We start from the raw sequence: 19,988 nt of genomic DNA on the forward strand, positions 1-19,988 counted from the left end.
CGTGAAGATTATGAAGACTAAATTTATTTATGTAATTTTGGCTGTTCTTTTGATGGGAAGCCAGATGACTTTGTCTGCACAGAATTCAGATAACAAAGAGAGAAAACAGCGTCCTACACAGCAGCAAATGATGCAAATGCAGGTGGACCAGATGGTGAAAACATTGATGCTGGATGATGCAACAGCTGCTAAGTTTACTCCGGTTTATGAGAAATATCTCAAAGAATTGCGTGAATGCCGTATGATGAATCACAAGCCGAGAACAGAAAAAGCTAAGGCTACAGATGCTAATGCTAAAAAAGAACGGCCGTCCATGACTGATGACGAGATTGCGACCATGTTGCGGAATCAGTTTACTCAAAGCCGTAAAATGCTGGATGTTCGTGAAAAGTATTACAATGAATTCAGCAAGATACTTTCGCAGAAGCAGATTCTGAAGATTTATCAGCAGGAGAAGATGAATGCTAATAAGTTTAAGAAAGAGTTTGACCGCAGAAAAGGACAGAAACCGGGACAGGGACATCACCAGGGACAAAGACCTCGCGCTCCACGTCCGGACCAGAAATAAAGATTAGGTTTATTTTATTATAGTTTTATTTTACTAAATCAACACAATTTGAACATAGACAGCCATATTTATTCTTTTCAGTACCGTTTGATTACTTGTTATGTCTTGTTACTGATTAGTTTGACTGTTTTTGCTCAGTCCGGCAAAGAGCGTTTTTCCGGTCGTGTGATTGATACTGAAACCTATCAGCCGGTACCGTTTGCTACGGTCCGGCTTTTAGCTTTACCGGATAGTACATTGTTGGGCGGCGGTGCTACGGATGCTATCGGTAAATTTCAACTTTCCGTTTCCATTCCTAATCATGCAACTAAAGCGAAGTCTTTATTATTACAGGTTTCATATATCGGATATAAGCAGGTTTTTCATCCAGTTTCCATTTCCAGCAAAAGTTCTTCTTATGAATTGGGGGATATAAATCTGACTCCGGAAAGTTATGCTTTGGATGAAGCAGTGGTAGTAGGACAGGCTCCAATGGCGGTGACAGAGGGCGATACAACGGTATTCAACGCTTCTGCCTATCGTACTCCCGAAGGTTCAATGCTTGAAGAATTGGTAAAACAGCTTCCGGGAGGTGAAATAGATGCAGACGGTAAGTTGCTGATACATGGCAAGGAAGTAAAAAAGATTTTGGTGGATGGTAAAGAGTTTTTCTCTGATGATCCGAAAGCCGCTCTTAAAAATCTTCCTGTGGAGATGGTGGAGAAGTTAAAAGCGTATGAACGTCAATCGGATTTGGCACGTCTTACGGGAATAGATGACGGAGAGGAAGAGATGATTCTGGACTTGTCTGTGAGAAAAAATATGAAACGGGGCTGGATGGAGAATTTTATGGGAGGATATGGAAGTAAAGACCGTTATGAATTAGCCAATACCTTGAACCGTTTTCGTGAAAACTCTCAATTAACCATTATCGGGAATCTGAATAATACCAATAACCAGGGATTCTCGGAATTACAGAATGAATCTTCCAGTTCAACAGGCAATATCCGTAGCCGGATGGGACTGACTACTTCCCGCTCATTGGGGCTTAATGCAACTTATGACTGGAAGCGCGTTAAATTACGTTCAAATGTTCAATATGTTGGCACCGATCGTTTGGAAGATAGCCGTACCACAGTCGACAACTTTCTCCGGGAAGATAAATCAATCAATCTTGGCACGAGTCATAGCCGGCAACAGAATCACGAACTGGTAGCCAATGCTTCTCTTGAATGGAAAATGGATTCTGTTACTACATTGATTTTCCGTCCTCAATATCGTTTCGCAGCCAATGACAGAGAGAATAATGGTTTTCAGGAAGGGTGGGGGAATGATGTGTTGCTGAATGAGAGAGAGTCCTCCGGCACTAATCATAATTCCCGGTATAATCTGGCACTGATGTTGCAGCTTAGTCGGAAATTGAGTCGTCTGGGGAGAAATGTTGCTTTGAAGGTAGACTATGGTACTAATGCTTCAGCTACGGATCGGACGAACCTTTCTACTACCCGGTACTTCAAAAATAATACGAAGAAGATTCAGAATCAGAAAATAGAGGATGATGTTGACGGATTCAATTACCGGGTGCAGTTGGTGTATGTAGAGCCATTACCGTGGCGGCATTTCCTGCAACTGCGTTACAGTTATCAGTATAGAGTGAATAATTCCGATCGCTTTGTCTATGACTGGGATAAGGAATTGGAAGAGTTTGCTCCTGATTTTGATGAAGAATCCAGTAACCGTTTTGAGAATCAATATACTAATCATTTAGTAAATCTTGCGATACGTACCTCGCAAAAAAAGTACAATTATAATATTGGTGTTGATTTTGAACCTCAAAAGTCTGTTAGCCATTCATTGTTGAGTGATGCTCCCGAAGATCAGTTGGAAAGATCGGTCATGAATTTTTCGCCTACTGTCAATTTCCGCTATAAGTTTTCAAAACGCACCCGTTTGCAAATTGTGTATAGGGGAAAAGGGAAACAGCCTAATATACGTGATCTCCAACCTGTGACCGACCGTACCAACCCTTTGAATATCCGTGTCGGAAACCCTTTGTTGAAGCCTTCATATATGAATACTTTTACGCTGAATTTCAATTCTTATAATACCAAACATCAGCGAAATATGGTAGCTACCGCTTTGTTTGAGAATACCATTAACAATGTAACCAATCAGGTGACTTATGATAGTGAAACCGGTGTAAGAACTACATCCCCGGTCAATATGAATGGTAATTGGCGGGCCATGGGTTCTTTTTCTCTCAATACCCCTTTTAAGAATCGTAACTGGATATTTCGTACTTACTCCTATCTGCAATACCGGAATCAGAATGGCTATACAACCTTGAACAAAGAAGAACCGGTGAAAACTTCCGTACAGCATTTAACGGGACGTGAACGTCTACGGATTACTTATCGTACCCGCCAAATGGAACTTACAGGGCTTGTTGGTCTGACTTATAACAATTCTTATAATGACGTACGGGAGAAACGTACTGAAACTTTTGATTATCAGGTAGGAACTGAATTGCAGCTTTATCTTCCCTGGGGGATGGAGTTATATAATGACCTGACTTATTTCCTTCGTACCGGATATGGTTATGAGGGTTATGCCAAAGCAAATTTCATGTGGAACTGTCAGCTGTCAAAAGCCTTTTTGAAGAGGAAACAGTTACTAATCCGCTTTAAAATATATGATATTCTTCATCAGGACATTTCTATGATACGCACGATAACCGCTACTGCCATTCGTGACACTGATTATAATGCACTGGGTTCTTACTTTATGGTGCATGCTATCCTTCGTTTGAATATGATGGGAAAATAATTAGAAATTAAATCTTCATTAGTTTGAAAACCACAGCAGGGTTTTGATTGTTGTATGTCCTACGTATAAAAACAATGTAAGGCTGGCTGAATGTTTCGACTGATAAAAAAGATAAAAGATAAAGGTCGTTGGCGCATTTTTAAACTGAAGTTGATTGATGCCCGACTGTACTTTGTCAGTATCTTCGTAGGATTACTGACAGGACTTGTGGCTGTGCCTTATCATTACCTATTACAGTTTTTCTTTAATCTCCGTCTCGATTTCTTTGATTCTCGTCCCAAATGGTATTGGTACATACCTCTTTTTCTTTTGATGTGGGGAATACTTGTATTCGTATCCTGGTTGGTAAAGAAAATGCCGCTTATTACCGGTGGGGGTATTCCGCAAACACGTGGAGTTATCAATGGCAGGGTTGATTATAAACATCCTTTTCTGGAATTGGTGGCAAAGTTTGTAGGTGGAATACTTGCATTAAGTACCGGGTTGTCTTTGGGGCGTGAAGGTCCCTCCGTACAAATAGGTTCGTATGTTGGATATTTGGTATCCAAATGGGGGAGGGTGCTTAGCGGTGAACGGAAACAACTATTGTCTGCCGGCGCCGGTGCCGGGTTAGCTGCTGCTTTTGCTGCCCCATTGGCTTCATCATTGTTGGTGATCGAATCTATCGAGCGGTTCGATGCACCTAAAACAGCTATTACCACTCTTTTGGCAGGAGTAGTGGCAGGTGGAGTTGCCAGTTGGATTTTCCCGATCAATCCTTATTTTCATATTGATGCTATTGTACCGGGGATGACTTTCTGGGGGCAAGTGAAATTGTTTCTTTTGCTGGCAGCAGTGGTTTCTGTCATTGGAAAGTTCTTTTCTGTCACCACTCTTCAGGTGAAACGTATTTACCCTGCTATTAAGCATCCGGAATACGTGAAGATGTTGTATTTGCTTTTTATAGCTTTTCTGATTTCTATGGCTGAGTTTAATCTGACCGGAGGAGGGGAACAGTTCTTGTTATCACAAGCTATGCATCCGGACACGCATATTCTCTGGATTGTCGGCATGATGTTGTTGCATTTTGTTTTTAGCACTTTTTCTTTTTCTTCGGGTTTACCGGGAGGAAGTTTTATCCCGACGCTGGTGACGGGAGGACTTCTTGGACAAATAGTGGGATTAATTATGGTTCAACAGGGTGTTATTGCTTATGAGAATATTAGTTATATCATGTTGATTTGTATGTCTGCATTCCTTGTTGCAGTAATCCGTACCCCTTTGACAGCTATTGTACTAATAACCGAGATTACGGGGCATTTGGAAGTCTTTTATCCTTCTATTGTTGTAGGAGGATTAACTTATTATTTTACGGAAATGCTTCAAATCAAACCGTTCAATGTTATTTTGTATGACGATATGATTCATTCGCCTGCATTTAAGGAAGAACCGCGTTACACATTGTCTGTAGAAATTATGAGCGGCTCTTATTTAGACGGGAAAATAGTAGATGAACTTCGTTTACCGGAGCGTTGTGTGATAATTAATGTTCATCGTGACCGGAAGAATTTGCCTCCTAAAGGGCAGACATTAATGCCCGGCGATCAGGTGCAAATAGAGATGGATTCGCAGGATATAGAGAAACTGTATGAACCTTTAGTCAGTATGGCGAATATTTATTAAGTAGGCCAATTTATAGTTGAAAACAAACTGTTATTCATTTTGTATCATTATGAATCAATTATAGCTAATGATCTTATTCTTTGCTTTTAAGTAAAAACCGTACTGTAGTGAGCTATTCTTTACAATAGCATATTTAAGTACTAATATGGTTAGTACTATGGTTGTTTCATATTCCTAACTTTTCAAATCTTTTATTCCATACTTCTTAACCATGCAATTTCTTCTTTCCATTTACTTTCATCCGGAGTTTCGAGTATTAACGGTATATTATCAAATCTGGAATCTTGCATCAATCTTTCAAAAAAAACTTTTCCAATCAATCCTTCACCAATGCTGTCGTGGCGGTCAACATGAGTGCCTAATGCTTTTTTAGAATCATTCAAGTGCATACCACGGAGGTAGTTGAATCCGACTTCTTTATCAAATTCATCAAATGCCTTATCATATTCATTGACAATATCGTAACCAGCGGTATAGGTATGGCAGGTATCGAGACAAACACCTACCCGGTTCTTATCGTTTACCCGATCAATGATATATTTTAGTTGCCAGAATTCGCTTCCTAAATTACTGCCTTGCCCGGCTGTGTTTTCAATAACAGCTGTTACTCCTTTTGTTTTTTCTAAAGCGAGATTAATGCTTTCTGCAATAAGTGACAGGCAATCTTCTGTTGATATTTTATTGAGAGAGCTACCGGGGTGGAAATTTAAAAGCTTCAGTCCAAGTTGCTCACAACGTTGCATTTCATCCAGAAAAGCGGCACGACTTTTTTGAAGTCCCTCTTCCTCCGGATGCCCCAGATTGATAAGGTAACTGTCATGTGGAAGGATATATTCCGGTTGGAAACCATATTTCTCACAATTCTCTTTGAAGAGACTGATACTTTCTTCTGTTAGAGGTTTACTTACCCATTGACGTTGATTCTTGGTGAATAACGCAAAAGCATTTGCTCCTATTTCATGCGCATTAATGGGTGCGAACTCTACGCCACCAGAGGCGCTAACGTGTGCTCCGATATATTTCATTGTTCTTTCTTAATTTATTTTACTCTGCAAATATAACGTTTTTAAAGGAGTATATGTTTGTAGAGAGAACTCTTCTTGGTTGCAATTCATAGGATCATGTACTTTATACTCTGTTCTTTATCTTTTATTCTCTATAAAAAATATCCCGCTATTCAATTTATAGAAGATTGAATAACGGGACACAGTTTTTTGGGGGGAGAGATTAAATCTCAAAATCCGGTAAATAGTCTGTCAGGACTTTATTAACCTGTTTCCCTTTTACCTGATCTGTTACCGTCGTTGCACCTTCCTTTTTACCGGCATCGTAGTTTAAGGAAACTTTCTCCACTTTATTACTAACGTGGATAGCAGCTTTTCCTTTTTCCGTAAGGTTGCAAGTGATAGTCCAGTCACCTACTTGAATGATATTGCCTTTGCGAACTACCTGCATATCCGGACGGTTGTCTCCATGTGTATCCATCACAGTCAGGAAACGGGCGGTTTTGCAAGGAACAGTTGTAGAAGAGAAATGCCAGTGATTAGGATATTTCACTGCTTTTCCTTGTGCATTCGTCACATTTTTCCAGTTGGTCGGAGCACAGAAAAAAGTATCTACCATTGCCTGTTCCGTTTTTGCCGAACTGAAAAGATGGGCAACAGAGATACCACCGGCTTTATTCCTTCCGGTTACTTTCACCTCATTGGGCAGTTCCTGTATTTCCATCGGTAATTCTACAGTATGTAAAAGGTAACCCCATGTAACAGCCTCCTTTCCTTCCAGTTCATCATAAATCACGAAAACTCCGGTACTTCCCAGTTGGATAATATGACGGCGGAACATGTCCAGCTTGTTCTCATCCCATCCTTTTTCAGGCGTATATTGCGTACCGGATAGTTTGCCACGTTTTAGCCATAGGGGAGAAGTCACTTTACCATAAGCATTGGAAGCATCTCCTACCATATAAGCGATTTTTTCTCCTTCATACCAACGCGGAATCCAGCCATATCCTTCCGTTCCAATCTTTTGAGTCATTCCATTTACCAAAATGCTGTTGTGTGCACGGGTGTTACGGTAAGAATACATACAATGATCGTCCGTAAAACCTGTACGATGTCCGCTGCTGTAAAAAATGGCTTTACCTCCATAGAATGTATTAAAAGCATTCTGATTGGCCAGTGCATGGGAAGTGGAACCATAAGAACTGGAGCGGAACGATAACATGGCATTCTTGTCTATATCTCCCAAAGAAGTATTCATTGTACCGATCCCCGTTTCATTGAATACTTTCGCCATGGGTAGTTCGGCAAGAGTATGTCCTTCTTTGGGGAGAGCTTTCTTGGTTGTACAACGATACCAGGTCAAGTCTCCGGATTTTCCGAGGAAAGTTTTTTCCATGATATCCGGTTCTTTTTGCAGAATGGTACGTACATAAGCAGCCGCCCACGGATTATTACATTCACGTGCCAAGGCATCCGCATAACCTACTCGTGTACCGTTCGGCTTCATTTTGCTTTCATGTGAATTGCCTTGTCCGGCAGATTTTGAGAATGGAGGCTGCTGGTAGATGACGTAAAATGCATTGTTGTTATACCACGGATCAGCGAAGAAATCGAATCCGCTGATACGGGAGTAGAAGGCGGAAACTTCAATCAATGTGCGAAGATTGACCTGAAAATAGGAATCACCATTGTGCCATCCTCCATCCGCGTTGAGGCCCGGCAGACGGGATACCCATTCATTGTAGCAATAATCCACCCAGGTGGAAGCCATCGGGAGTTCGCCATACGTAGCAAATGCCGCCATATTCAAGATACGGAAAGTCATTTGCCAGACATGATTATCAGCAATGCGGTTTTCCAAGTGGTTGACATATTCATGATAGAACTTCTTTCCATTGTCACGAATCGTTCTTAGGAGTAGTTTTCTCTCATTCGGAGTCAACAGATTGTACCATGCATCATACGCTGAAGTGCTCATGGACAGAATAGTAGAACGATTGAAATCTCCAGCAAAGTACTTACTGTTTTTCCAGGAAAGAATTTCGGAAAGACGCTTAATGCCTTCTTTGTAGTATACCTCGTCTTTCGTTAGCAGGTAAGCGCGTACCATGGCTTCGATATTTGCTTCTTCACGGTCTACAATCTTACGACTTTCCCGAATCAGGGCAGAACGATATTGAACAATGTTTGTCAGCTTGACAACCTGGGTTGTATCAATTTCTTCTTCCAGATGTTTCAGCGGGTGGTTCAGGCATTTATCGGCTTTTCGGATATAAGCCTGTGCCTCCGGATTGTTTTTATTCCGTTCGATGATATTATCCCAATCTTCGGCATCAAGCAAGATGCGGGGATGAGTCTTGGGCAATTTGGCTAATACTTCCTGTAGAGAAGGAGGGTTGAATGTACGTATGTGTTCGTCTATATAAAAATGATAAACAGGTGACCATTCTTCTTTTCCTTCTTTGTCAACGTAGGCATGTTGCCAATACCATTTCCCTTTTTCAAAGAGTTTGAATGGGTTGAAAAATGCCCATTTTCTTTCGGCGGTAATCACTTCCGATTTGAATTCGGGGTCGCGTGCAATACGGATGCGGTAGGTTACTTCGGGTTTGTAGTCCTCTTCTTCAACTCCGTCCAATACAGCACCGAGGTGCGGGAACTTATCCGGCCACATAAAACGTGGGGGATTGACAGTAATATGCTGTCCGTCCAGAGGCGAAGGCGTTTCGCGAACTTCATGCATCAAGGTCTGTTGAGTCAGACGCATGATTCCTTTTTGTGCATATCCATTGGCGAATAGCAGAAGGGTGAACAAGAGAAAAATAGATATTCGTTGTTTCATCATATAACTTTGCTTTTATTATTCATCGCTTTGTTGTTCAGCGTTGTTTGAACACATCTTTCAGACGAATAGTCTTGTTATTAATCAGTGGACGTGCCCAGAAACCGATAAAGGTGATATACCCTACAAAAACAAGGATAAAGAGCATACCCGTGCGAAGTGATGTAGCATCTGCCAGCGTACTTACAATCATCGGACCACCGGCACCTCCTACAATTGCCGAGCATAGTATACCTGCGAATGAACCGTGGTGCTGTGACGCAGAGTTCAGTGCCAATGAGAATACGATGGAATACATCATGGAGATGCTGAATCCAACAGCAGGGAAAGCAAGCATGGATATTTCCTTACTTCCGAATAATGCCGATAATAATAGGATGATCGTCAGAATTCCGGAAATTTGCAACAATCGTTTACTGTCAATTAACTTGAGCAGAATCATACCTACCAGACAACCGGCTGTCATCAATCCCCAGAAATAGCTTACGGCCTGTGCACCGTCTGTTTGTGGGTTAACTCCATGGTATTGTTCCAGGAAGGTACTCATGAAGATTGAAGTTCCCTGTTCCGTACTTACATAGCAGAAAATTCCCAGGAAAAACAGCCATACATATTTCTGTTTGAATAAAGCCAGATATGAATCTTTAGACCCGCTTTTCTCGTCTTCTTTCAACTCGATCTTGGGAAAACGAGATACACCGACAGCTATCAGCATGACCAATAGCAGGATTGTAAATACCCAATAAAGAGATACCCACGGCATTTCCCGTGGAGTGACATCGGCCAACAGGTCGATAAAGAAACCCTTACCTGCTGTATATGTTGCCGGATCAAGTTCACGAATTAGATAAGTATATACCAGAGGACTTAGGAAAGAAGCAATGCCAAACATGAACTGTGCCAGTTCGGCGATAAATGCATAGTTTTCTTCTCCTCCTACAGTGCGTTGGAGTGGATTCAATACCGTTTGTAACATGGCCATTCCCAGTCCGATGATGAAAGAAGAAGCCAATAACATCGGATACGTGTGCATGCAGGCAAATAGGATGGTGCCGATGAACGGCATTAGAAATCCACCGAATAATACCGGCTTTTCACCGAAACGGTCGATGAGCAATCCGGCAGGGATAGACATGATGGCATAGGCCAGGAAGAAAGAAGTCGGGATAAATCCCGCCATTGCCAGGTCACTTAGATTGAAGTTGTGGATAATATCCGGAATGAGTGGGCCTAGAATATTGGTGATAAACGAGATGGTAAACCAGAACGCCATAATCAGCGCCAGCATCCCTAAATTTTTTCTCATAATCTTAAATAGTTGATAGTTGATAAATGATAACTGATAGATGGAAGTTGATAATTAATTGATGATTGAGTATTTGTATGTTGGGATAACTTTCATTTACTAACTATCATTTATCAGCTATCAACTATCATTTATTTTTGTTTTCATTTGAAAAAGAGTGAAGCGGCTCCAATACTTCCGGCCTTGTTTCCAAGAGCGGCAGCTATGATTTGAGTATTCACGGCACAGTCGGGGATGGCGTAACTGCGGGCTTTTTCGCTTACTTTCTGAATATAAAAGTCTCCGGCTTCGGAAAGTCCTCCACCGATCACAATCTTTTGAGGGCTGAAGATATTAATGAATCCTGCAATTCCATGTCCCAGAAAATCACAATGTTCTTCCAGCGATAGTTGTGCAATCTTATCTCCTTGTTTGTAAAGGCGGACGATCAGTTCTCCATTAATCTCCTCATTCGGGTAGGAGATACCTGCGTCTATTATCCGTTGACTGAAACGGCGTACCAAGGCAGAAGTGGAAGCATAATGTTCCAGACAGCCGACGGAACCACAGGCACAAGGTTCGCCATTGGCAATGAGAGGCACGTGCCCCAGTTCTGTCCCCCGGTTGGCATAACCGTTGAACAATTTGCCATCGATGACTACTGCACCGCCAATGCCTGTTCCTACTGTTAAGAAAACAACATGAGTGGCTCCCTGTCCGGCTCCATACATTGTTTCTCCTAATCCCATCAGATTGGCATCATTTCCCAATAAAGCCGGGAGTCCGGTTTCCTTTTCAATGCGGTCCGCCAGATGTATGTTTTCCCAACCGTTGATGTTTTCCGCACCTCCCAGAACTATGCGGTTTGTAGAATCTACGATACCCGGTGTACCGATTCCTATACCATTGATTTTGTAGCCTTGTTCCTGTGCAAAGGCTTTCACTTCATTGATAGCAGTAACCAACTGTCCGATGACAGCTTCGGCTGATACATCGGCTTTCGACGGTAACTTCCCTTGAAAGTAAAATACGCCTTCATTATCAATTAGGGCGTATTTTACAGAAGTTCCGCCAAGGTCAATTCCTATAGCGTATTCTTTTTCCATATCACCAAGTAATACTTAATACATAATACTTAATACTTAAAAAAATCACACTCTTTCTGCCCAAATCGGTGAACTCCAAGCCCATTGTCCGTCACGTTGGCGAACGCGTACATAGTAGTAGTCCGTATCACGTTGCGGCTCTTTATCTTCCATGTAGTGTTCCAAAGTGAAGCAGCTTTCCGGCATAGCGCGATTGAAGAGGATTGCCTCGCTCAACCAACCGATCATGAAGTGTGAACGTGAACCTTCGAGCAATTCGCCCAATGTGTGTTCAAACTTCTTGCCATTGAATTCGGCAATGATCTTACCGTCTTTGGGCATTTCCACATCCAGAATGACGGCTTGCATGGCTGCTGTAGTCGTATTCGGATTCTTGCTACTGTACATATCCAGTTCGGTTTCCTTGTCGCCAACGGATACAATACGGTTGACATGCGTGTGGAATTCAGTTTCACCTTCTTGCGGAGAAGTGAACGCTGCGCCACGGAAACAAGGAGTTACACTATGGATCTGTCCTTTGTCCACTGACAGTTTACCCTGCCAATGTACGTATTTCTCTTCACGATTCCAACCAAAATCAACTTTAACTTTGCAACGTACCGTATCACCTTCCGGAGCAATCGGAGTCAGAGGACCGTTCATGCGAGCTAAAATCTGTCCGTTCTTGACAATATCTACATAGTCGATACTGCTTTCACCTGTGACGTTCAGGTAGATACGGCGGCTGTTACCGCGAACCACGTCTCCCATGAAAGCGTCGTTGAGGCGGAAGTCGATAATAATTTTATCACCGGTTGCGGCACATACGTGGCGGGTGCGGAGAGCTTCCCAAATAGCGTCGCGAGTCAATGACGGAGCCATGACACCAATACGACCGTCGCCATAGCTTCCCGGATAACCGGAATGTTGGTCGGTAGAAGCCATGATACCGAATTTGTTGCCTAATTCAAGACCATATTGAATGGTTCCTTCCCATTGGCGCGGACCCATATCGTGTAAATAAGGATAGTCTCCCTGATCGCTTTCTGCCAGACCGTGACGGGAATACATTTCTACGAATGGGGTAATATCTCCTTCGGTAAAGCATTTCCAGTTGTAACCACGATAACCGCCCTGGTAACCCATGTGATGCGGAGTGATAAATACTTTGTGTCCTTTAGCCTTCTGTTTCCAGTCTTCGATAGAAGTACATTCTACAAGTGGTGCGTCAAGATCATAATTCAATGCAACATGGTCACCATGTTCCATGCTGTGGGCCTCGTATCCGACAAAAGTAAGGAACTCACCTTCTTTATTGTATTCATTCGTCATTTTTACGTACTTCTCATAACCGCCTTCACGCAAACGTTTGAAAGCTCCCGTATGGTAATCGATCACCCATTTCAGACGGGGATCATCTGCTCCGGGAATATCCGGCCACATCGCATGAGGAGTGACACTGACAAAATCCAATTGTCCTTTCGCTGCTTCAAAAGCGTCGCGCATGTCGCCGTGTCCGTATGTGATGTTGCAATGGTTGTGTAAGTCACCCCAGTACATTTTGAGGTTACTGGCTGACGGCATAATCTTTTTTGCTTCTTTGCTTCCAACTGCGCAAGAACCCAGCAAGCTGCCTGAAGCTGCCAATCCGAGGAAAGACCAGCCTGTGTTTTTTAAAAACTTTCTTCTATCCATGATATAATTGTTTTTGGTTAATCTTTATTTATATAAATGGGGATTTATATTTCACCACAGAGGACACGGAGGACACAGAGTTTCATGTATTTATAATCGTATTTATCGCTCTGTTTTACTTACGGAAAGAAGAGAGAAAAACTCTGTGTCCTCCGTGTCCTCTGTGGTGAACTCATAAATTATCATTTAGCGATTCTTCATCAGTCGGCGATCACCTTTAAAGAGGACTTTTTCTTTTTCGTCCGGGTCAGTATCTTTGTACTGTTTTTGAGTGTCCTGAAGTAGCTCCATCAGCTCTTTTTGTACTTTAGCATACTCCGGTTTGCCGAAGACATTGTTCATTTCTCTCGGATCAGCTTTCATATCATACATTTCCCATTCGTCGATATCGTTGTAGAAATGAATCAGTTTGAAATCTTGTGTACGGATACCATAGTGACGTTTTACGGAGTGTTCTGCAGGATATTCGTAATAATGGTAATAAGCAGCTTTACGCCAGTCGGCCGGGGTTTTGCCTTCGTTGACCAATATAGGTTTCAAAGAAGCTCCTTGAATATCTGACGGAATATCTACTCCGGCAAAGTCGAGGAAGGTAGGAGCAAAGTCTACATTCATGCTGATTGCATTACTGGTACTTCCTGCTTTGATTGCTTTCGGGTAACGGATGATAAGAGGCATACGCTGACATTCTTCATACATGAAGCGTTTGTCAAACCAGCCATGTTCGCCAAGGAAGAAACCCTGGTCGGAAGTGTAGACAATGATTGTATTGTCCAGTTCGCCAATCTTTTCGAGATAATTCAATAGTCGGCCGATATTTTCGTCTACTGCCAGAACCGTAGCCAGATAATCGCGCATATATTGTTGATATTTCCAGCTGATTAAAGATTTGCCTTTCAAGTCACCTTTGCGGTATTCGGCAATGCGCCCGGCGTATACAGAATCCCATTTATCCTGAACTTCAATAGGCATACGTTTATATACACTATAAAGACGGTTGGTTGTATCTTTCAGCATCTCTTCACGAGTCATCAATTTGAGATCCCAGTCGTTTGTCAACGTGTGCTCGATAGACATATCCTGCTCGCGAGCAGCTCTTCCACGACCTTCGTAGTCGTCGAACAGATTAGCCGGTTCCGGGAAAGTTGTATTATTGAATATGCCTAAATGACGGGGAGCGGGCATCCAGTTACGGTGTGGGGCTTTCTGGTGATACATCATGCAGAACGGTTTGTTCTTGTCCCGTCCTTCAAGGAATTTAATTGCTTTGTCGGTAATAATATCCGTAGCATATCCTTTTTCTACGATATGTTTTCCGTCTTCCCAGAAATCAGGATCGTAATAGTCACCTTGCTCATGTTGGCCGCTAAGGATACTCCAATGGTCGAAACCTTGCGGTTCGCTGATGAGGTGCCATTTGCCGATCATGGCAGTCTGGTATCCGGCTTGCTGAAGAAGTTTGGGGAATGTCTGCTGATCGCCGTTGAATGTACTTGCATTATCGGTAAAACCATTCTCGTGACTGAATTTGCCGGTGAGGATGCAAGCGCGTGAAGGTCCCGAAAGAGCATTGACAGCGTAACAATTATCAAAGCGGATACCTTCGTTGGCAATCCGATCCATGTTAGGAGTTTGGATCAGATTTCCTCCATAACAGGACATTGCTTGAGTGGTGTGATCATCCGTCATCATGAAGATGATGTTCGGCTGTCTGACTTCTTCTTTCTTTTGGCTGTTGCAAGAAACGAGGCTTAGTGCTGCCAATGGGAGGAGTAGGGTAGAGGAGGTGTAATAGTTTTCCATAATGATAAGAAGCCTCTCCCAAGAAAAGGGGCAGGGAGAGGCTTTGAGGCTTTTTATAGTTTGTATTTTAATGACTGTTTCTTTCCGTTTACTTTCACTTCTACTTCCAGATCGTTTTCATCGAACGCTTTGTTCTTGAATTTAGCGTCAAATTTAGGGGCATCTGCGCTTTTCTTAACCGGGTAGATAACAGTGATGTAACGTACAGCTTCTTCGCCGTCTTTTCTCACGTTGAACGATACATTCATACGTTTGTAACGTTTGCGATAAGCTGTTGAACACCATCCTGGTTCTTTCTTCATACTCATGCCAGCAGGGCCGAAGCATTGCAGTTTCATGTTGCTTCCATCCTCGAACTGTGTCAGGAACGTCATGTCTTCGCGGCTGTTGGCAATTTCTCCTTTCGGCATCTGATAGTGGAGATTGATAGAACCTTTACCGCTACCTGCCATTTCATCTACAATAACAAAGTAAGTGTTATCAACGAAGAAAACAGAACGACGGTGTTTCAGATTCTTGTAACTCGGATTTTCAGTCACTAAAGTCTGGATAGGACCTTCCGGTTGCCATAACTTAGTAACAGATTCTGTTGTATCGAGATTCTTGTTGTCCAGGGTTACTGTGTTGTGAACGCAAGTCTGACGATGCCAGTTGCGTTGTTCCATTACTTCGCCTTCACCTGCGTATACATACGAACCAGAATCCGGGAACAAATTCTTGCCGTTGAACCAAAGTTCAAATGTACCATTATCCGGCTGACAGTGCCAGAAAGCTTTCGGACCTGCCTTTACTACCATTTGGGTAGCATCCATTCCCCATGAATTACGGAATACAAAGAAGCCTGATTTCAGGAAACCTTTAGACATATAATCCGGCAATGCACCTTCTTTTCCTTCTGTAGCGAAGTATTTGATTGCCTGGTTCTTCGGGAACAGTTTACTCCATGACTTGTAGTTTTTCACCATTTCTTTCTTGGTTGTCAACTTGGCGTCGCTGAAACATGGATTGGTGTAATCAGGGAAAGAAATGTTTGCATAGAACATAATCATGTTTTCAATGGTATCCAAATAATCTTGAGGGAATTCCTTACGGAATCCGTTAGCATCTGCGATACCTAAGGCTTTACAGAAAATGTTAATAGCTGCCAGATGATAATGTGGGTCAAGTTCGAACTGTCCGCCATCTTCGTATACCTGTACGTGAATTTCACGGTTCAGAATGTCGATACCACTTTTTCTCCAAGCCGGAGCATCTTTGAATTCAGGGAAAAAGGCACCTGCATAAATCATGCGTTGAGCTTCAAAAAGTAAATGGTTGCCTTGATCCGAGTAATTAGCAAGGATATGTACAGCATGTTTGTAATAGTTCACCAGGAATTCTGTCAGGAAGTCCGGAGTGAAAGAAGGGGAGGGAAGGAATAACTGGAACTGTGAAGTCTGGTCTTGCAGACGATTACTCACTTCCAGAGGACGCCATGCAAAACGTACGTTTTCTACTTCACCTTTGATTTTTCCATCACTTACCAGCTCATATTCTTTCTTGTCCATCTTCACCAACGGATTCTTTTTAATCCAGTCGATATACTGGTGTGCCCATTCTTTAGCATATTTTTCATCACCGGATATACGGTAAGCTTTACCCATTGGAGTGAACCATTTGTGACGGTGCAACTGCCAGCGGAGCTCATTATCTTTCACCGGCCAGTATTGCCAGTTGATATCTTCTCCATAATTGTAAGAAGGTTGATAACCTTTATGTACGAAGAATGTATGTTTCAATCCGTCATCCGCCCATTGCTGTTCTTCTTTGCTGATAGTCACTTTATTCAGGTTGATATCCGGAGTTTTTACGTTGGTACGTGCGCGGTAATAGTCCAGTAATGCTTTGGCAGCATCCTCATCTTTACCCTCCTGATGCAAAGTTTTTACTTTCTCCAGTCCCGGATAGTCCAGGTTAAGAAGAGAAAAGACTTCGCTTTTCAGTTCTTGGGCGTAACCCTTGCTTACGAAACATGCGATTGCAAGCAGAACGATGTACTTTAAAGTTTTATTCATGATATAATAGGTGTTATAATTTTATGTATTAGATATCTTTGTAATTGATACCTTTCAGATCCATGAATCTCTTCAATGCTTCCAGATAATAGTAGTCAGCATAGTTCAGTGGAGTGTCGATTTCAGAACCATTGGGCAGTGAACCTACGGAATGCATCAAGATGAATCCTTGATTGTCACCCACTTTTGCAAGATATGCATCACTTGACAGACTCTTCAGAATCTTTTCCGCATAATCCAGATATTTCTGTCCATTGGGAACCATTGTGCTTAGTTCAATCATTGCAGAAGCAGTGACAGAAGCAGCAGATACATCGCGTGGAGTTTCTTTGGTTACAGGAGCATCATAATCCCAATAAGGAATAGCGTCGTCTGTTTTTACGCGATCCATAATCATATCAGCTATATCCTTTGCAAAGTTCAGGAAGATGCTGTCATTTGTTTCGCGGAAACAAGCGGTATATCCGTACACAGCCCATGCCTGTCCGCGTGCCCATGAAGAATCATCGTTCTTGCCTTGGTGGGTTTGTTTTCGTTCTACTGTACCATCGCTGTTATAGCTTACTACATGCCAGCAAGTATAATCCGGGCGGAAGTGATTATGCATCGTTGTCATGGCATGTTTGATAGCGATGTCTTTATATCTATTGTCGCCTGTTGCTTTTGCTACATTGAACAGAAGATCAAGGTTCATCATATTGTCGATGATAACCGGGAAGTTCCATGTTCCGAAATCCCATGAACGGATAGCACCGATAGAATCATTGAAACGACCGCAGAGGTTATCGGCAGTTTCTCTCATCACAGCAGCGATGGTATCGTTAGGTGAAAGACGTTCTGCATTGCCGTAGCTACAGTTGACCATAAATCCCAAATCATGTGTACCTTTATAATAGCGTACCGGATTCAGAAGATTGGTATATTCGATTGCTTGAGTTTTCAGTGTATCGTTTCCTGTCAGTTCGTATGCATACCATAATGAACCGGGGAAGAAACCGCTCGTCCAGTCATAAACGTTGCAGAGGCGACGTTTGCCTAGCTGTTCGGCAGTAGGCTGTGCACGTAGGGAATCTTTAAATGTTAATGAATCTCTTTCCAACTGACGGCAAAGGAAATCCATGTCATAGCCGGTACGGATGGAGCGTGGCAGCATCCCTGTACCACTAACTTCTTCAGCAGAAAGTTGTAATTGGGCAGAAGCTACATCCAGTCCTTTTTTTATCCAACTGTAGTCTTCCTTTGGGGTTGTCTGGCACGACGCGAGTGCAATACTAACCGAAGCAAAGAGAACAAGTTTCTTTTTCATGTTATTCATTTTAAGTGATTGTTTTTAGAAGTTTTGTAACTGATGCAAAAGTAGGTGAAAGACCTAATTTTGTGTTACAGGATTGTCGAAAAGGCGTTTAAATAGAGCTTTTCAAGTTTTGATTTTGTTGAAAAAGGTTTTAAATATCTCCAATATGCCCTATTTAAGGCATATTGGAGAGAAGTTATAGAGATTTTGTTACCAACCAGGGTTTTGTTTGAACTGAATACACAAGTCCTTTTCACGTTGTGGAATAGGCAGTAATTCATGTTTGTTTTTCTCTGTATATTTATATAACAAATATCTGTAATTATCTGCAGAATCCCACCAGTTTGCTAAAGCAGCATTCGTTTTTTGTATAGTTTCATAATAGATGCCCCAGCGAACTAAATCCATACGACGATGACCTTCAAATGCTAATTCATACGCACGTTCTTTTCTGACTGCTTCACGGAAAGTTTCTTCATTTAAGTTTGAAAGGTCGCAGCTTCCTGTATTGCTAGGATATCCATATCCACGACGACGAACTTCGTTAATTGCAGCATAAGCTTCTGTGGTAGGACCATGTTTCCATTCATTCAGCGCTTCGGCATAGATGAGTAATACATCTGCATAACGTAAGAAATACCAGTTTGCGTTAGATTTATCGTTATTGATAACCCCACCTGTCTTTTGGTATTTTATAAGATCCCATTTGGCTGGTGTATAGTTTTGTTTTTCTTTTTGAGCTTGAGTGGGATCTTGGTCTTTTAATTTTGCAGATTCTTCCGTATCACTTTTACCTTTAGCCCATAATACGTAATCGTCATCATACTTATAGTTTGCTACTGATAGATCGCGACGTTTGTCATTTGCATTTTTGCCGTCTCTCCAATCGAGCACGAATGTATGGACTACTTTCATATTTCCTGCACAACTACCTCGTACACCGGCGATAGCTGTTGTTTTTACTCCATTCCATTTGCCGATACGCCCTACAGGATCTCCAGAACCAGATACGGTAGGAGAATAGAATGAAATCTCGATTAAGCTTTCTGTTGGATCCCATACACTGCTACAAGTATTTTCCCATAACTTTTCATAATTGCGCAGTAATGAATGTTTGCCGGATTCGATGAGGATACGTGCTGTTTTGGCAGCATCTTCCCATTTTGCTGTATTTTGTACAGGATATCCTGCCCATGTAGCATACACTTTTGCCAAGAGCCCAAGTGCTGCCCCTTTACTAAAACGATATGATGTGTTCTCACGAAGCTGATCGTCGATTGCATATGGTAGGACTTCACTAGCATAAAGAAGATCGTCTTCAATAAATTCATATACTTTATCAGGAGTAGCCTGTGTAAAAGTAGTAGGAGCTTGATAAGACATCTCTGTACTGGTAATCAAAGGAATATTTCCATAACGACGAACTAACTCGAAATAGAACATGGCTCTTAACGCTCTGGCTTCGGCTATATAAAGAGTTGCGATCTTTTTATCAGTAGTATTATAAGTCTCTATTTTTCCACTAATACGTTCCAGGAAGTCGTTTGCTCTGTAGATACCTTTATAAAGGACTTGCCATGTTTGTTGAATTTCTACTTGGGTAGTAGGAAAAGCGTTATTGACAATGATACGATAATTCGTTATATCGGAACCTTCTCCTTGAGATATATCTGTTCCCATGTTGAACAAGAAAGATAGATGATACCCGTATGCAGCATCTTCAACAGTTGTACGATATACTCCTAATAGAACATCTTGTGCTTCTTTAGCATTAGTCATATAATTCTTCTTTTCCATTTCGCTTCTTGCCTCTTCATCTAATGAGCATGAATAAGGTAAAATGCACAGAATGGACATTGCTATGTAATATATTAATTTCTTCATATTATTT

12 protein-coding genes are annotated in these 19,988 nt (G+C 42.0%); 3 read left to right on the forward strand and 9 right to left on the reverse strand.

The window, feature by feature from the left end:
• Positions 1-10: 10 nt before the first annotated feature.
• The 3 genes from H8796_RS13630 (at position 11) to H8796_RS13640 (ending at position 5,035) form a co-directional block, all read left to right on the forward strand.
• Positions 11-568, forward strand: a complete 558-nt coding sequence (locus H8796_RS13630; RefSeq protein WP_117931943.1) for a hypothetical protein — start codon at positions 11-13, stop codon at positions 566-568.
• 48 nt (positions 569-616) lie between these two features.
• Complete coding sequence (locus H8796_RS13635; protein WP_117931945.1) at positions 617-3,373, forward strand: outer membrane beta-barrel protein; 2,757 nt, start codon at positions 617-619, stop codon at positions 3,371-3,373.
• A 90-nt stretch (positions 3,374-3,463) separates the two neighbouring features.
• Positions 3,464-5,035: a ClC family H(+)/Cl(-) exchange transporter gene (locus H8796_RS13640; RefSeq protein WP_117931947.1), complete on the forward strand. Its 1,572-nt coding sequence runs from the start codon at positions 3,464-3,466 to the stop codon at positions 5,033-5,035.
• Between the two features lie 191 nt (positions 5,036-5,226).
• On the opposite strand, the gene nfo is transcribed toward H8796_RS13640, so the two are convergent.
• From nfo to H8796_RS13685, 9 genes are all read right to left on the reverse strand, one after another.
• Positions 5,227-6,060, reverse strand: a complete 834-nt coding sequence (gene nfo, locus H8796_RS13645; protein WP_117931949.1) for a deoxyribonuclease IV — start codon at positions 6,058-6,060, stop codon at positions 5,227-5,229.
• 202 nt (positions 6,061-6,262) lie between these two features.
• Complete coding sequence (locus H8796_RS13650; RefSeq protein ID WP_187343808.1) at positions 6,263-8,884, reverse strand: DUF4962 domain-containing protein; 2,622 nt, start codon at positions 8,882-8,884, stop codon at positions 6,263-6,265.
• A gap of 34 nt (positions 8,885-8,918) precedes the next feature.
• Positions 8,919-10,187: a sugar MFS transporter gene (locus tag H8796_RS13655; RefSeq protein WP_187343809.1), complete on the reverse strand. Its 1,269-nt coding sequence runs from the start codon at positions 10,185-10,187 to the stop codon at positions 8,919-8,921.
• A 143-nt stretch (positions 10,188-10,330) separates the two neighbouring features.
• Positions 10,331-11,272, reverse strand: a complete 942-nt coding sequence (locus H8796_RS13660; protein ID WP_117931952.1) for an ROK family protein — start codon at positions 11,270-11,272, stop codon at positions 10,331-10,333.
• Between the two features lie 45 nt (positions 11,273-11,317).
• Positions 11,318-12,946: a Tat pathway signal sequence gene (locus tag H8796_RS13665; protein WP_187343810.1), complete on the reverse strand. Its 1,629-nt coding sequence runs from the start codon at positions 12,944-12,946 to the stop codon at positions 11,318-11,320.
• A 186-nt stretch (positions 12,947-13,132) separates the two neighbouring features.
• On the reverse strand, positions 13,133-14,749 hold the full coding sequence (locus H8796_RS13670; RefSeq protein WP_158570834.1) for a sulfatase: 1,617 nt from the start codon (positions 14,747-14,749) through the stop codon (positions 13,133-13,135).
• Between the two features lie 53 nt (positions 14,750-14,802).
• Positions 14,803-16,803 carry a heparin-sulfate lyase HepC gene (gene hepC / locus H8796_RS13675; RefSeq protein WP_117931956.1) on the reverse strand — a complete coding sequence of 667 codons (2,001 nt, stop codon included), beginning with the start codon at positions 16,801-16,803 and terminating at the stop codon, positions 14,803-14,805.
• 28 nt (positions 16,804-16,831) lie between these two features.
• Positions 16,832-18,118, reverse strand: a complete 1,287-nt coding sequence (locus tag H8796_RS13680; protein WP_117931958.1) for a DUF4995 domain-containing protein — start codon at positions 18,116-18,118, stop codon at positions 16,832-16,834.
• 189 nt (positions 18,119-18,307) lie between these two features.
• On the reverse strand, positions 18,308-19,981 hold the full coding sequence (locus H8796_RS13685) for a RagB/SusD family nutrient uptake outer membrane protein (protein ID WP_032854629.1): 1,674 nt from the start codon (positions 19,979-19,981) through the stop codon (positions 18,308-18,310).
• Between the last annotated feature and the right edge of the window lie 7 nt (positions 19,982-19,988).

It is taken from the genome of Bacteroides sp. M10, assembly GCF_014334015.1.
GTDB lineage: Bacteria > Bacteroidota > Bacteroidia > Bacteroidales > Bacteroidaceae > Bacteroides > Bacteroides intestinigallinarum.